10 protein-coding genes are annotated in these 15,106 nt (G+C 67.1%); 6 read left to right on the top strand and 4 right to left on the bottom strand.

Annotation, left to right across the window (positions count from 1 at the left end; genetic code table 11):
• Positions 1-37: 37 nt before the first annotated feature.
• The 5 genes from ptsP (at position 38) to GFD32_RS14780 (ending at position 9,333) form a co-directional block, all read left to right on the top strand.
• Complete coding sequence (ptsP, locus tag GFD32_RS14800) at positions 38-2,905, top strand: phosphoenolpyruvate--protein phosphotransferase (protein WP_163577373.1); 2,868 nt, start codon at positions 38-40, stop codon at positions 2,903-2,905.
• A complete protein-coding gene (pfkB, locus tag GFD32_RS14795) occupies positions 2,905-3,879 on the top strand; it encodes a 1-phosphofructokinase (protein ID WP_163577372.1) in 975 nt (324 codons plus the stop codon). The genes ptsP and pfkB overlap by 1 nt, the downstream gene beginning before the upstream one ends.
• Positions 3,876-5,615 carry a PTS fructose-like transporter subunit IIB gene (locus GFD32_RS14790; RefSeq protein ID WP_163577371.1) on the top strand — a complete coding sequence of 580 codons (1,740 nt, stop codon included), beginning with the start codon at positions 3,876-3,878 and terminating at the stop codon, positions 5,613-5,615. Before pfkB ends, GFD32_RS14790 begins: the two co-directional genes overlap by 4 nt.
• 151 nt (positions 5,616-5,766) lie before the next feature.
• Positions 5,767-7,449, top strand: a complete 1,683-nt coding sequence (gene pgi, locus GFD32_RS14785; RefSeq protein WP_163577370.1) for a glucose-6-phosphate isomerase — start codon at positions 5,767-5,769, stop codon at positions 7,447-7,449.
• A 180-nt stretch (positions 7,450-7,629) separates the two neighbouring features.
• On the top strand, positions 7,630-9,333 hold the full coding sequence (locus GFD32_RS14780) for a methyl-accepting chemotaxis protein (protein ID WP_163577369.1): 1,704 nt from the start codon (positions 7,630-7,632) through the stop codon (positions 9,331-9,333).
• Positions 9,334-9,336: 3 nt separating this feature from the next.
• Here the strand turns inward: GFD32_RS14780 and GFD32_RS14775 are convergent, their stop codons facing one another.
• The 3 genes from GFD32_RS14775 to zwf form a co-directional block, all read right to left on the bottom strand.
• Positions 9,337-9,999, bottom strand: coding sequence for a bifunctional 4-hydroxy-2-oxoglutarate aldolase/2-dehydro-3-deoxy-phosphogluconate aldolase (locus GFD32_RS14775; RefSeq protein ID WP_163577368.1), 663 nt, complete (start codon positions 9,997-9,999; stop codon positions 9,337-9,339).
• Positions 10,000-10,033: 34 nt separating this feature from the next.
• Positions 10,034-10,702, bottom strand: coding sequence for a 6-phosphogluconolactonase (pgl, locus tag GFD32_RS14770; RefSeq protein WP_163577367.1), 669 nt, complete (start codon positions 10,700-10,702; stop codon positions 10,034-10,036).
• A gap of 71 nt (positions 10,703-10,773) precedes the next feature.
• Positions 10,774-12,270 (bottom strand): glucose-6-phosphate dehydrogenase, encoded by a 1,497-nt coding sequence (zwf, locus tag GFD32_RS14765; RefSeq protein WP_163577366.1) that lies wholly within the window; start codon positions 12,268-12,270, stop codon positions 10,774-10,776.
• 227 nt (positions 12,271-12,497) lie between these two features.
• On the opposite strand from zwf, the gene GFD32_RS14760 reads away from it, so the two are divergent.
• A complete protein-coding gene (locus tag GFD32_RS14760) occupies positions 12,498-13,361 on the top strand; it encodes a MurR/RpiR family transcriptional regulator (RefSeq protein ID WP_163577365.1) in 864 nt (287 codons plus the stop codon).
• A 99-nt stretch (positions 13,362-13,460) separates the two neighbouring features.
• Here the strand turns inward: GFD32_RS14760 and GFD32_RS14755 are convergent, their stop codons facing one another.
• On the bottom strand, positions 13,461-15,059 hold the full coding sequence (locus tag GFD32_RS14755; protein ID WP_163577364.1) for a solute:sodium symporter family transporter: 1,599 nt from the start codon (positions 15,057-15,059) through the stop codon (positions 13,461-13,463).
• Positions 15,060-15,106 lie beyond the last annotated feature (47 nt).

The following is a 15,106-nucleotide window of genomic DNA, read 5'->3' as shown; positions in this document are numbered from 1 at the left end:
ATGCCACCCATGGCGCGCCGGCATAGAGGAGAACCCCATGTTGACCCTACGCCCGGAAGACATCCGGCTCGGCTGCCAGGCTGCGGACTGGCGCGACGCCCTGGACCAGGCCGCCGAGGCACTCCACGCCGCCGAGCTGGTGGCGCCCGCCTATCGCGACGGCCTCTACGCCCGCGAGGCACAGTCTTCCACCTATCTCGGCAACGCCATCGCCATTCCCCACGGTACCGCCGAGAGTCGCGAGCACGTGCGTGCCACGGGCATTCGCGTACTGCAGTTCCCCGCTGGGGTCGAGTGGCACGACGGCGAGCGCGTCCACGTGCTGGTGACCATCGCCGCCCAGAGCGACGAGCATCTCGACATCCTTCGTCAGCTCACCCACGTGCTCGACGACGACAGCATCGCCCAGCGTCTGGCCGCAGCCGAGTCGGCCGCTACGGTGGCGCGACTGCTGTCGAAGTCCGCGATCGAGGCGCGCCTGAACGCCGACACCCTGTGCTTGAACTTTCCCGCCCGTGACGTGCGCGAACTGGCGCTGGCCGGAGCCGCCCGCCTGCGTCAGCTCGGCTGCGTGGGCAGCGACTTCGTCGCCGCAGTGGCCGAGCACGCCCCGGTGCGCCTGGGCCAGGGGTTGTGGCTGGCCACCAGCGGCCGCGGCGTCGAGACACCGGCGCTCGCCCTGGCGACTCCCGAAACGGCCGTGCACGAGGCGAACGAGGCCGTCACCGGCGTGTTCAGCCTGGCCGCCGACGGCAGCGCCCACAAGAGCCTGCTGGAGCGCCTTCTGGCTCTGCTGGAGAACGGTAACGGCCAGGCGCTGCGCGGCGCCGATGCCGCCACCGTGCTGGCGCGTCTCTCTGGCGAGTCCACCACGGCCCACACCCGGCTGGCCCGCGTGCTCAACGCCCATGGCCTGCATGCCCGCCCCGCCAAGCAGCTGGTGCAGGTGGCCCGCGAACAGGCCGTGCCCGTTCGCGTGCGCCTCGCCGAAGCGGGCGGCCAGCCAGTCTCGGCCACCAGTCTCACCAAGGTGATCAACCTCGGTGCGCGACGCGGCCAGCAGCTCGCCTTCTCCGCCGAGGGCGAGGACGCCGAGGCGGCGCTGACCGCGGTGTGCGAGGCCGTGTCGAGCGGGCTCGGCGAAGCGGTGCTGCCCTTCGACGAAAGCCGCGAACACGTCGCCCCACGCGAGGACGACACCCCGCCGCCCGAGCCACTGCCCGCCGACGAGCCCCACCCCGGCGTGGCCGCCTCGCCGGGGCTCGCCATCGCTCCGGCCTTCGTGCTGCAAACGCCGCGCTTCGACTATCCGGAGCGTGCCGACGACCCCGTCGCCCAGACCCAGCGCCTGGAGTCGGCGATCCGCGAGGGCGCCGAACAGCTCGAGGCACTGGTCCGCGAGGCCCGCGGCGGCGAGGTCGCGCAGATACTGGCCATGCACGAGGAAATGCTCCAGGACGGCGAGTTGCACCAGGCAGCCCGCGAGGCGATCGGTGAAGGCGCCTCGGCCGAAGCCGGCTGGTGGGAAGCCATCGAGACCGCGGCCCAGGCCCAGGAGCGGCTCGCCGACCCGCTGCTCGCCGAACGCGCCGCCGACCTGCGCGACGTGGGGCGCCGCGTTCTCGGCATCCTGTGTGACGTCAAGCGGCCCGACCCGCCGGACCATCCCTACATTCTGGTCACCGACGACATCGGCCCCTCCGACGTGGCGCGACTCGACACCCGCCGCGTACGCGGCCTGCTCACCGCCCGCGGCGGCGCCACCGCCCACAGCGCCATTCTCGCCCGAGCGCTGGGCATCCCCGCCGTGGTCGGCGCCGGACCGCGGGTGATGACGCTCGAGGGCGGTACCGAATTGATCCTCGACGGCGAACGCGGGCGCATCACACCGGCCCCCTCCACCGAACGGCGCGACGCTGCACAGCAGCGCCTGGCCGAGCGCGAGCGGCGCGAAGCCGAGGCCTGGGAGGCCCGCTTCGACGAGGCACGCACCCGCGACGGCCACCGCATCGAGGTAGCCGCCAACCTGGGCAACACGGCCCACGCCGCCGATGCCGTGGAGCGCGGCGCCGAAGGCGTCGGGCTGCTGCGCACCGAGTTCCTGTTCATGGCCCACGCCAAGCTGCCCGATCTCGATACCCAGATCGCCGAGTACCGCGAGGCGCTCGATGCCCTGGACGGCCGGCCACTGGTGGCGCGCACCCTGGACGTCGGCGGTGACAAGCCGCTGCCCTACTGGCCGGTACCCCAGGAGGCCAACCCCTTCCTCGGCCTGCGCGGCATTCGCCTGACCCTGACCCGTCCCGAGGTGCTCGAGACCCAATTGCGCGCCCTGCTGATGGCCGCCGCCGGCAAGCCGTTGCGCATCATGCTGCCGATGGTCAAGGACGTGGCGGAGTTTCGCGCCGCCCGGCAGATCGTCGACCGCCTCCTCGAAGAAATCCCTGCCGAGCAGCGCGCCAGCGATCTGCAACTGGGCGTGATGATCGAGGTGCCTTCCTGCGCCCTGCTCGCCCCGAGCCTGGCCGCCGAGGTGGACTTCTTCTCGGTGGGCACCAACGACCTCACCCAGTACACCCTGGCCATCGACCGCGACCATCCTCAGCTCTCCGCCCAGGCCGACGGCCTGCATCCGGCGGTGCTGCGACTGATCGAGATGACCGTGCAGGCCGCCCATGCCCACGGCAAGTGGGTCGGGGTGTGCGGCGAGCTGGCCAGTGACGCCACCGCCGTGCCGGTGCTGGTGGGCCTGGGCATCGACGAGCTCTCGGTGAGCGCCCGCCAGGTGCCGCTGGTCAAGGCCCGCCTGCGCGAGTTCGACAGCGAGGAGGCACGCACTCAGGCCGGGCTGGCGCTGGCTCAGGCCACCAGCGAGGCGGTACGCAACGTCCTGGAGGTGCGCTGATGGCCCGCGTGCTCACTCTCACTCTCAATCCGGCGCTGGACCTGTCGATCGGCCTCGAGCGACTCGCACTCGGCAAGGTCAACCGCACTCGAGAAACCCACCTCGATGCCGCCGGCAAGGGCGTCAACGTGGCACGCGTGCTGGTCGCGCTGGGGCACGACGTCACGGTGTCGGGCTTTCTCGGCGCCGACAACGACGGCCCCTTCCTGCGCGCCTTCGAAGCGTTGGGCGTGGAGGACGCCTTCCTGCGCGTGCCCGGCGAGACGCGCATCAACGCCAAGCTCGCCGAGGCCGACGGCCGGGTCACCGACATCAACGGGCCGGGGACGACCATCGATGAGACTGCCTGGCAGCGTCTGCTCGACGGCCTCGATACGCGCCTGGCCGATCCTCGCCGCCGACCCGATGCCGTGGTGATCGCCGGCAGCCTGCCACCGGGCGTGACCGCGGAGAACCTCGCCAGCCTGGTCACCCGCCTGCGCGGTGCCGGGCTGGCGGTATGGGTCGACACCAGCGGCGAGGCGCTCACTGCCGCCATCGCCGCTCGCCCCACCGCGGTCAAGCCCAACGAGCACGAACTGGCTGCCTGGGCGGGACGCCGCCTGGAAAGCGTCGAGGCGCGCCTCTCGGCCGCGCTGCGGCTCTACGCCGAAGGCATCGAGGAAGCGCTGATTTCCGCTGGCGACCAGGGCGTGCTGTGGGTCAGCCGGCGCGGCGCCTGGCAGGCCATGCCGCCACGCCTCGCCGTGGTCAGCACGGTAGGCGCCGGCGACACCCTGGTCGCCGCCCTGCTGCACGGCGTGCTCTCGGGGCACACCGCCGAGCAGACCCTGCGCCTGGCCACGGCGCTCTCCGCCGAATCCGTCCGTCATGTCGGCGTGGGCGATCCCCGCGCCGCCGATTTCCCGCAACTCCAACAGCAAACCCGTGTACGGCGCCTCAACGACGTCGATGCGGGGGGAGCCTTCGCATGAACGCCATCCTCGTCACCGCCTGCCCCAGCGGCATGGCTACCACCTTCCTCGCTGCCCGCCGTCTCGAACAAGCCGCCGGCCGCCTCGGCTGGCAAATGGAAGTCGAGATGCACAGCGAACTCGAACCGCTGACCCCGATCAGTGCCGAAGCGATCGCCGCCGCCGACCTGATCGTGATCGCCGCCGACCACGTGCCCGCTCCGCAACGCTTTGCCGGCAAGCGGCTTTTCCAGGCATCCATCGACGCGGCACTGCCCGACCCACGAGCCTTTCTCGAGCGTGCCGACCGCGAGGCCACTGAGTACGTACCACCCGCCGAGCAGGAAGCCCCTCTCGACGAACAGGCAACCGACGGCCGGAAGATCGTTGCCGTGACGGCCTGCCCCACCGGCGTGGCCCACACCTTCATGGCCGCGGAAGCGCTCGCCGAGGCGGGCAAGGCGCTGGGACACGCCATCCGCGTCGAGACCCAAGGCTCGGTGGGTGCCCAGGACGCCCTCACCGACGAGGAGATCCGCGACGCCGACGTGGTGATACTCGCCTGCGACATCGAAGTGGACCCCACCCGCTTCGCCGGCAAGCGCGTCTACCGCACCTCCACCGGCAACGCGCTCAAGAAGCCCCGGCCCACCATCGAGGCAGCGCTGGCAGAAGCCAGCGTGGAGAGCGCTGCAGCCGCCGGCGGCGAGGCGAAGAAGAGCGTCAAGGAGCGCGGCGTCTACAAGCACCTGCTCACCGGCGTCTCCTTCATGCTGCCCATGGTGGTGGCCGGGGGGCTGCTGATCGCCCTGTCCTTCGTGTTCGGCATCGAGGCCTTCGAGCAGGAGGGCACGCTTGCCGCGGCACTGATGCAGATCGGCGGCGGCACCGCCTTCGCGCTGATGATCCCGGTGCTCGCCGGCTACATTGCCTACTCCATCGCCGACCGCCCCGGCATCGCCCCGGGCATGGTCGGTGGCATGCTCGCCTCGGAAATCGGCGCTGGCTTCATCGGCGGCATTCTGGCCGGTTTCCTGGCCGGCTACGTGGCCAAAGCGGTGGCGACCCACGTCAAACTCCCGGCGAGCGTCGAGTCGCTCAAGCCGATCCTGATCATTCCACTGATCGCAAGCCTCGTGACCGGGCTCGTCATGATCTACGTGATCGGCGAACCGGTGGCGGCCGTCCTCTCGGCACTGACCGCCTTCCTCGAGACCATGGGCTCGGCCAACGCCGTACTGCTGGGCATCCTGCTCGGCTCCATGATGTGCTTCGACCTGGGTGGACCGGTCAACAAGGCCGCCTATACCTTCGGAGTGGGCCTGCTCGCCTCCGAGACCTACGGCCCCATGGCAGCCATCATGGCCGCCGGCATGGTGCCGGCCATCGGCATGGGCATCGCCAGCCTGGTAGCCAGGTCGAAGTTCTCGGATCCGGAGCGCGAGGCTGGCAAGGCCTCGCTGGTGCTGGGCTGCTGCTTCATCACCGAGGGCGCCATCCCCTTCGCCGCTAAGGATCCGCTGCGAGTGATCCCCATGAGCATGATCGGCGGGGCCATCACCGGCGCGCTCTCCATGCTGGTCGGCGCCCAGTTGATGGCGCCCCACGGCGGGATCTTCGTGCTACTGATTCCCAACGCCATCACGCCGGCATTCCTCTACCTCGGCGCCATCGTCATCGGTTCGCTGGTCACCGGGCTCGGCTATGCTGCCCTCAAACGAAGCGCTGCGCCCGTCGCCGTCACCGCCAACGCTTGATCCGGCAACGTCATGGGCAGGCCGAGGGCCGCCCATGACGTTTTATTACGAGAAACCGGCGAGGCTTTGAATGGTTTCGCCTTGCACGTTCAACCTTGTAGTATTATTACATAAATAGCATCTTGCCGACTCAACACCTTGGAGCGCCCCCATGTTCCACCTGACCCGCAGCGTCACCTGGCAGGCGCTCGAGCGCCTGCACGCCGAGACCGCCAACGACCGCATCCGCGACTACTTCGCCGCCGATCCCGAACGCTTCGATAAGATGAGCCTGCGCGTCGGCGGACTGTTCCTCGACTACTCCAAGCACCAGGTCTCGGAAGACGTGCTCGACACGCTCATCGAACTGGCCGAACATTCGGCGCTGGTGCAACGCCGCGCCCAGATGTTCTCCGGCGACATCATCAACGTCACCGAGAATCGCCCGGTACTGCACACCGCCCTGCGCACCCTGGGCGAAGGGCCGCTGATGGTCGACGGCCAGGACGTGATGCCGGAAATTCAACGCACCCGCGAACAGATCCAACGCTTCTCGGACGCGGTGCGCAGCGGCGAATGGACCGGCTACAGCGGCAAGCGCATCACCGACGTGGTCAACATCGGCATCGGCGGCTCCGACCTGGGGCCCAACATGGCCTGCCGGGCGCTGCTCAAGTACCGTCATCCCGATCTCAGCTTTCACTTCGTCTCCAACGTCGACGGCACCCACATCCAGAAGGTGCTCAACCGCCTCGACCCGGCCACCACGTTGTTCATCGTCTCCACCAAGACCTTCTCCACCCAGGAGACGCTGCTCAACGCCAAGACGGCACGCCGCTGGTTTCTGGAGAACGCCGGCGAAGACGCCGACGTGGGCGCCCACTTCATTGCCGCCTCCACCAACAAGACCGCGGCCATGGAGTTCGGCATTCGCGAGGAGAACGTCTTCGAGTTCTGGGCCTGGGTGGGCGGGCGCTACTCCATGTGGTCCTCCATCGGCCTGCCCATCGCGCTCTCCATCGGCTTCGACGGCTTCATGGAACTGCTCGAAGGCGCCTACGAGATGGACCAGCACTTCCTCAAAGCCCCATTCCGCGACAACATGCCGGTGCTGATGGCACTGATCGGCATCTGGTACATCAACTTCCACGGTGCCGAGACCCACGCCATCGTCCCTTACGACCAGGCTCTGCACCAGTTGCCCTCCTTCCTGCAACAATTGGACATGGAGTCCAACGGCAAATCGGTGGACATCTTCAACCAGCCGGTGGACTACAAGACCGGCCCCATCGTCTGGGGACAGACCGGGTCCAACGGCCAGCACGCCTTCTTCCAGCTGCTCCATCAGGGCACCCGCTACGTGCCCATCGACTTCATCGCCTCGCTCAAGCCAGAGCCGGGCTTCGAGGATCACCATTTCGCCCTGCTCACCAACATGCTGGCCCAGGCCAACGCCTTCATGGAGGGCAGCCAGCAAGGCGGCCAGCTAGACCCCTACAGCTGCCCGGGCAATCGCCCTTCGAGCACCCTGCTGCTCGACGAGCTGACGCCCAAGAACCTGGGTGCGCTGATCGCGCTCTACGAGCACAAGGTGTTCGTGCAGGGGGTGATCTGGAACATCAACTCCTTCGACCAGTGGGGCGTTCAGCTCGGCAAGCAGATCGCCGGCGAGATCAGCAGTCGCATCGACGCCCACAGCCAGGACTTCGACGCTTCCACCCAGGGGTTGCTGGCACTGGTACGCAACCATTTCACCCGCGGCACACATCATGCCCGCTCTCCCGAGAAGGCGGCCGACTCCCCAGCGACCCCATCCACTGGCCCGACTCGCCCTCGGCGCAAACAGCGCCGATGAAGGCTGCCGGCATGACGGCTACCCGCACAGCCCCGGCACGGGCTGCTGCGGGCCTGGGCTGACAAACCAGCGACAATTAGCTATACAAGAATTTTACTTTATCGGGACGATAGCTTTACAAAGGCTGTGTCGTGGTGGATGCTCACGCCATTGATCACCCAGCCAAGGAAGTGAAGCCTCATGCGCAAGACCGGTGCCGTCACCCAGGTCGAGTACGCCCTGCGCGACGATGACGTCCTGATCTCCAAGACCGACCCGCGCAGCATCATCACCTACGCCAACCGGCGTTTCATCGAAGTGAGCGGCTACGACTACGACGAACTGCACGGATCGCCGCACAACCTGGTACGTCACCCGGACATGCCGGGGAGCGTCTTCGCCGACATGTGGCACGACCTTCAGGCCGGCGAGTTCTGGTCGGGGCTGGTCAAGAACCGTCGCAAGAACGGCGATCACTATTGGGTGCGAGCCAATGTGGTGCCGATTCGTGAGGAGGGGGTGCTCAAGGGCTTTGCCTCGATTCGCGTCAAGGCCAGCGCCGCGGAGATCGCCCAGGCCGAAGCCGTGTACGAGGACATTCGTGAACGCAGAGGCCGTTATGGCGTCAAGCATGGCCAGGCCTATCGACGCGGACTGCTGCACCTGCCGAGCCGTCTCGACCTGCGCAGCATCAAGGCACGAACTGTCGCCAGTTCGGCGGCCACCTTCCTGCTCACCGCCGGGCTCGGCGTGGCCACGGCCACTTTGCTGCAACCGGTAGCGGCTACCGCCGCCCTGTGGCTGGGCGGCATCGGGGTAGTGGGTGGCACACTGCTCACAACGTTCACCTGGCGGTTCGGCAGCACGACGCGCCGCTCGCTCCATCAAGCCAACGATTTCGCGCTGCAGGTCGCCGCCGGCAACCTCAAGGCAGACCTACCTTCGCTGGGACGCAACGAGCTGAGTCGCATGCTCGGTTCGCTGAACTTCATGCGCCAGTCCCTCGACGCACTGATCGGCGATCTCAACCGCCGTGTCGACGTGGTCAACCCGGCGGTGGCCGGACTGATCCGCAACAACGACGCCATGGCCAGCCGGCTGGAGCAACAGGCCTCCTCGGTACAGGAGACGGCCGCCAGTACCGAACAGATCAGCGCCACGGTGAACCAGAGCGCCGAACACGCACAGCAGGCCAGTTCGGCCTCGGCAGGCAACGTCGCAGCCGTGGACAGAGCCGCCGACACCATGCAGGCGCTGGCTGCTTCCATGCAGGCCATCACCCGCCAGGCAGAGAACATGGCCGGCATCGTCGGCACCATCGATGCAATTGCCTTCCAGACCAACATCCTGGCACTCAACGCCTCGGTGGAAGCTGCACGGGCCGGCGAGCACGGCCGCGGTTTCGCCGTGGTGGCCCAGGAGGTGCGCAAACTTGCCAGTCAGTCGGCGGACGCCGCTCATCGCGTGCAGTCGCTGATCACTCAGGCACGCCAAGAGATCCAGACGGGAGAAAGTCGAGCCGACGAGGCGCAAACCGCCATGTCCCAGATCAAGCAGGCCAGCCACCGGGTCAACGACCTGATGGGAGAGCTGAGCGCAGCGGCCGCCGAGCAGAGCCAAGGCATCGGGCAGATCAGCCAGGCCATCGGCGAAATCGACCAGGCAACACAGACCAGCGCGAGCAGCATGCAGAGCTATCAGGCGGCCACGACTTCGCTCAGCCAGGAAATTCAGGCTCTGTCACACAGTGCCCAGGCCTTTCTGCCGGATAGCGAACCACCCCGCCAGCATACGCGCAACACCGCCAATCCCTCGCAGCCGCCCGCCATCGATCCGACGCCACGCCACCGGCGGGTCAAGGCACGGTCCGCCAGCGCAGCCGAGCCGGAGTGGGAAGCGTTCTGAGCATCAGTGGTGGAAACGCTCCGCCACCTCGCGAGCGAGCTGGCGAATGCCGCTCCAGTCCTCGGCGGCGACCAGCGACTTGGGGGTGAGCCAGGAGCCACCCACGCACATGACGTTCTTCAGCGCCAGGTAGTCTTCGGCATTGTCGAGATTGATGCCGCCGGTGGGGCAGAAGCGCGCCTCGGGCAAGGGACCGGCGAAAGCCTTGAGCGCCTTGATGCCGCCGCTGGCCTCGGCGGGAAAGAACTTGAAGCGCCGATAGCCGTACTGCCAGCCGGCCATCAGCTCGGAGACGGTGGCCACGCCGGGCAGCATCGGTACCGGGCTTTCCACGCCATAACGATAGAGCGCCTCGGTGGTGCCGGGCGTGACCACGAAGTCCGCCCCCACTCGTTCGGCCTGGCGGTACTGCGCCGGCGTGAGCACGGTACCCACGCCGACGCTGGCCTGGGGCAGCGCCTCGTTGATGCGGCGGATCGCCTCCAGGGCGCAATCGGTGCGCAGGGTCACTTCCAGCACCGTCAGGCCGCCGTCCACCAGGGCACGGGCCAGGGGCACGGCATCTTCCACCCGCTCGATGGCCAGCACCGGGATCACCTCGGCCTTGAGGCAGATGCTGTCGAGTTCGGTGGTGCGCGTGGATGGCAGCTGTTTGTCGATGGTCATGGCAAGCACTCCAGAAGCGGTCGGCGGTAATCGGTCAGGGGGCCCAGTAGACGGCCAATGGGCAGGAGAAAAAGGCACGAACCGGCAACTCGCGAGTGTCGTCGCCCGTGAGCGCCCGTGCCAGCACGGCGCGCTTGTCGTCACCGGTGATGTGCAACAGATGACGTCGCGCCTGATGCAGTCGGTCAGCGCTGAGGGTGAGGCGCGGCTGGGGCTGACTGGGCGTGCGCACCGCCACCGCCGTCTCGGCAGTGGAGAGTGCCAGCGCGAGTTCGGGGCTGTCGGGAAACAGCGAGGCGGTGTGGCCATCGCCGCCCATGCCCAGCACCACCACGCTGGCCGGCCAGGCCAAGCACTCGAGCCGCCCGGCCACCTCGGCGACACCCTCCTCTGGGGTATCATGGCCGGAGGTCAACGGCACGAAGGTAGCCGCCGCCGCCGGCCCCTGCAGCAGGTGCTCGCGCACCAGGCGGGCGTTGCTGTCGGGGTCGTCCTCGGCCACCCAGCGCTCATCGGCGAGCGTCACCTCGACGCGTTCCCAGGGCAACTCGGCGGCAGCGAGCGCTTGAAAGAAAGGCACCGGGGTCGAACCACCGGAAACCACTAGCAGCGCACGCTCGCGGCTGGCGAGATCGGTACGCAGACCGGCGGCGGCCGCTTCGGCGAGCTGACCGGCCAGTTGCTCGCGGGGAGATGCATTCATGTCGGTCGTCCTCGTAGCGGCCCTCGGCATCCCGAAGGTAATGACGGTCGTGGGAGAGCGGTCGCCGCCTCTCAGTAGTCTTCATACCAGCTGCGGCCATCCTGGGTGATCATGGCGATGGAGGCGACGGGGCCCCAGGAGCCGGCCGGATAGCGGCGCGGCGCCTCGCCCAGGTCGTGCCAGGCCTCGATCAGGCCGTCGCACCAGCGCCAGGCGTGCTCCACTTCGTCGCGGCGCACGAAGAGATACTGCCGCCCCTTGATCACCTCAAGCAACAGTCGCTCGTAGGCATCGGGAATCCGTGTCTTGGGGAAGGCGCTGTTGAAGTCGAGATGCAGCGGGCCCCGGCGCAGGCGCATGCCCTTGTCCAGGCCGCTGTCCTTGGTCAGCACCTCGAGCGCGATGCCCTCGTCGGGCTGCAGGCGGATCACCAGCTTGTTGGCGGCCAGGTTGCGCTGGTCGGGGTCGAAAATGTAGTGCGGCTGCTGGCGAAAGTGGATGACGATCTGCGAGAGCTTCTCGGGCAGGCGCTTGCCAGTGCGGATGTAGAACGGCACCCCGGCCCAGCGCCAGTTGGCCACCTCGGTCTTCATCGCCACGAAGGTTTCGGTATCACTGTGGCGATTGGCCCCCTCCTCCTCTAGGTAGCCGGGCACGCTCGCCCCGTCGATGGTGCCGGCGATGTACTGGCCTCGCACCACGTCGCGCCCCAGCGAGGCCTCGCTGAATGGCTTGAGCGCCTTGAGCACCTTGACCTTCTCGTCGCGAATGGCGTCGGCATCGAGATTGGCCGGGGGGTCCATGGCGATCAGGCAGACCAGCTGCAGCAGATGGTTCTGAACCATGTCGCGCAGCTGGCCCGCCTCGTCGAAGTAACCCCAGCGCCCCTCGATGCCCACCTTCTCGGCCACGGTGATCTCCACGTGGGAGATGTGGTTCTGGTTCCACTGGGTACCGAACAGCGGGTTGGCGAAACGCAGGGCGATCAGGTTCTGCACCGTCTCCTTGCCCAGATAATGGTCGATGCGGTAGATGCGCGATTCGGGGAAGACCGCACCGATGGCGTCGTTGATCTCGGCGGATGAGTCGAGGTCGTAGCCGATGGGCTTCTCGACCACCACGCGGCTCGCTTCGTCGAGGCTGCCACTGGCCTCCAGGTACCGGCAGATGTCGCCATACAGGTTCGCCCCCACCGCCAGATAGACCACCAATGGCCGTACCTCGCCCTCCTGTCGCCACTCGCGGATCGCTGCATAGCCCTCTTCGGCGGTGAAGTCGAGCTGGCGATAGTCGAGGCGGGCCAAAAAGCGCGCCAGCGTCGCACGGTCGAGCTCGGCCGCCTTGACGTGGGTCGCCAGCGCCGTCTCCACTTCCTTGCGGAAGGCGGCGACATCCAGCGGCTGGCGAGCCAGCCCCAGCAGACGGGTCGCATCGGCCAGCAGCCCTTCGCGGTCAAGATGGTAGAGCGCGGGATAGAGCTTGCGCTGCGACAAATCACCCAAGGCCCCGAAAAGGGCCAGATCGATCGCGGAACCGCTCTCCTCACTTGACCGCGTGGCTGCGTTCATGTCGACTCCCATCTGGTTAATTTACCAAAAAATGTACGTCATATGTACGGCATTACGCAATAATAGATGTAATTTTACCAAACAAAAAGCCTAGCCTGACGGCCCATGCTCGCATCGATTCCCCGTGACGAGGTAGCATGTCGAGCATGATGTCGTAAAATCACCACATTCTCGGTATAGCCGAGCCGTACCGACTCCCTACCGCCCTATGGAGACACTCCGACACCATGGCCGATCACGACCTGCTGCAACGAATACGCCAGCGCCTCGACGAGCTCAATCGCTCCGAGCGCAAGGTAGCCGATGTGATTCTCGCCGATCCCGCCCGAGCAACGGGCCTGAGCATCGCCAGCCTGGCGCAGGCCGCCTCGGTCAGCGAACCCACGGTCAACCGTTTTTGCCGCAGTTTCGATGCCAAGGGCTATCCGGACTTCAAGATCAAGCTGGCCCAGAGCCTGGCCGGTGGTACGCCCTATGTCAGCCAGGCAGTGGAGCCCAACGACGCCGCGGCGGCCTATACCGGCAAGATCTTCGGCGCCACCATCGCCGCCCTGGACCAGGCACACCGCGACATCGATCCTGCCAAGATCGAGCGCATGGTCGACTACCTCACCCAGGCCAAGCAGATCCACTTTTTCGGCCTCGGCGCCTCCGGCGCGGTGGCCCAGGACGCCCAGCACAAGTTCTTCCGCTTCAACCTGCCGGTGACCTCCTACGTCGACGTGCTGATGCAGCGCATGATCGCCGCCGCTTGCCACACCGGTGACGTGGTGGTGGTGATCTCCTGGACGGGGCGCACCCGGGAGCTGGTCGACATCGCCCGACTGGCCCGCGAAAGCGGCGCCGTGGTACTGGGCATCACGGCTCCCGGCTCACCGCTGGCCCGGGAGTGCACCGAAACGCTGGACATCCCCACCCCCGAGGACACCGACTACTACATGCCGATGACCTCGCGGATGATCCAGCTGACGCTGATCGACGTGCTGGCCACCGGGGTCACGCTGCGCCGCGGCGAGGACTTCCTGTCCCACCTGAAGAAGATCAAGGACAGCCTGCAGGAAACCCGCTACCCCGCCACGCCCCGCGGCTGAGGGCTGAGGGGCGCCCCTCCTCTTGACTGTTCACGATGCCGCCCCGCCGGACCCCATCGAGGCGGCATCACGCGGCAGAAAGCGAGCCGTGACGGCGGCTCAGAAGTCGGCGAAGACCGCGTAGATGGTCACCACCAGCAGCACCAGCACCACGCCTACCGGTACGGCACCCCTCCACGGGGTCAGGTCCACCGCCTGCACGTCCTCGTGGACCCAGGCGGTCTCGCGGGGGCGCAGCTTGCCGATCAGCAGCATCATCGCCACCAGCAATACGAACACCAGGGCCACGAAGTGGAACTCGTGCATGATCACCGGCAGCTTGTCGAAGGGCGGCACGAAGTAACCGGCGGCGATCAGCAGGCAACCGCCCACCAGGGCGATCTTGGCCGCCATCGGTGGCACCCAACGCGTCAGCAGGCCAACCACCACCACCGCCAGGATGGGAATGAAATAGATGGCGTTCATCTTCTGCAGGTAGCCGAACAGGCTCTCCTGGCCGGCCAGCAGCGGAGCGATGGTCATGGTCACCGCGGCCATGATCCAGCCGAACACCTTGCCCGACTTCACCACCTGCTCCTCGGTGGCATCCTTCTTGAGCACGCCCTTGTAGACGCCCAGGCTGAAGATGGTGGTGGTGCTGTTGAGCGCCGAGTTGAACGACGACAGGATGGCCCCCACCATCACCGCGGCGAAGAAGCCGGTCAGGTAGGGCGGCAGCACGTTGAACACCAGCTGGCCGTAGGCCTCATCGGCGTGTACGCCCTGGTCGGCGTAGAGGTGGTAGGCGATGATCCCCGGCAGCACCAGGTAGAGCGGCCCGAGCAGCTTGAGAAAGCCGGTCAGCAGAACCCCCTTCTGCCCTTCGGCCAGGGTCCTGGCGGCGAAGGTGCGCTGGATGATCTGCTGGTTGGTGGTCCAGTAGAAGACGTTGATCAACAAGACCCCGGTGAACAGGGTGAAGAAGGGCACCTGCTGCTCGGCGCCGCCGATCGAGTTGAGCTTTTCCGGGTCGCTCTCCTTGAGGATGTTCCAGCCCTCCAGCACGCCGCTGCCGTCGCTGATCGCCTGCAAGCCGAAGTAGACGATCACGAAGCCGCCGATCAGCAGACCCACCCCATTGAGGGTGTCGGAGACGGCGACGGTGCGCAGACCGCCGAACAGCGCGTAGACGGAGCCGATGATGCCCACCACCCAGACGGTCAGCCACAGCAGCACGGTGGGCGACTGAATGCCGGTGAGCCCCTGCAGGTCGAGCATGCCCTGCAGCCCCATGGCGCCCGAATAGAGGATGATCGGCAGCAGGATCACCGCATAGGCGATCAGAAAGATGATGTTGCAGATCAGTTGCGTACCCCGGTCGAAACGGATCTCCAGCAGCTGCGGCAGGGTGGCGATGCCGCTTCTCAGGAAGCGCGGCAGAAAGAACAGCGCCAACGCCACCAGGGCGATGACTGCCACCACCTCCCAGGCCATCACACTGAGGCCATCCGCGAAGGCGGCACCGTTGAGGCCCACCATCTGCTCGGTGGAAAGGTTGGTCATCAGCAGCGACCCGGCGATCAGCGGGAAGGTCAGCGTGCGCCCGGCAAGGAAATAACCGCTGGTGCTCGAGTGGTCGTCGCGCCGGGTCAGGCGCCAGGTGATGAAGGCGACCAGCCCCGTGAAGAACAGGAAGGACGCCAGGGTGAGGGCGTGCATGGAAGCCTCCTTCGAGTCGGTTGAGTGGACCAGCCGGGCGATACTCC

This window comes from Halomonas faecis (genome assembly GCF_010993975.1).
Lineage (GTDB): Bacteria > Pseudomonadota > Gammaproteobacteria > Pseudomonadales > Halomonadaceae > Halomonas > Halomonas faecis.
This window is presented reverse-complemented; position numbering and strand designations above follow the sequence as displayed.

Excerpts from the sequence above, each read along its gene's own strand:
- GFD32_RS14780 (WP_163577369.1), top strand. The coding sequence starts at position 7,630 with ATGCGCAAGACCGGTGCCGTCACCCAGGTCGAGTACGCCCTGCGCGAC.
- pgl (WP_163577367.1), bottom strand. The coding sequence starts at position 10,702 with ATGAATGCATCTCCCCGCGAGCAACTGGCCGGTCAGCTCGCCGAAGCG.
- pfkB (WP_163577372.1), top strand. The coding sequence starts at position 2,905 with ATGGCCCGCGTGCTCACTCTCACTCTCAATCCGGCGCTGGACCTGTCG.
- GFD32_RS14775 (WP_163577368.1), bottom strand. The coding sequence starts at position 9,999 with ATGACCATCGACAAACAGCTGCCATCCACGCGCACCACCGAACTCGAC.
- GFD32_RS14760 (WP_163577365.1), top strand. The coding sequence starts at position 12,498 with ATGGCCGATCACGACCTGCTGCAACGAATACGCCAGCGCCTCGACGAG.
- GFD32_RS14790 (WP_163577371.1), top strand. The coding sequence starts at position 3,876 with ATGAACGCCATCCTCGTCACCGCCTGCCCCAGCGGCATGGCTACCACC.
- GFD32_RS14755 (WP_163577364.1), bottom strand. The coding sequence starts at position 15,059 with ATGCACGCCCTCACCCTGGCGTCCTTCCTGTTCTTCACGGGGCTGGTC.
- zwf (WP_163577366.1), bottom strand. The coding sequence starts at position 12,270 with ATGAACGCAGCCACGCGGTCAAGTGAGGAGAGCGGTTCCGCGATCGAT.
- ptsP (WP_163577373.1), top strand. The coding sequence starts at position 38 with ATGTTGACCCTACGCCCGGAAGACATCCGGCTCGGCTGCCAGGCTGCG.
- pgi (WP_163577370.1), top strand. The coding sequence starts at position 5,767 with ATGTTCCACCTGACCCGCAGCGTCACCTGGCAGGCGCTCGAGCGCCTG.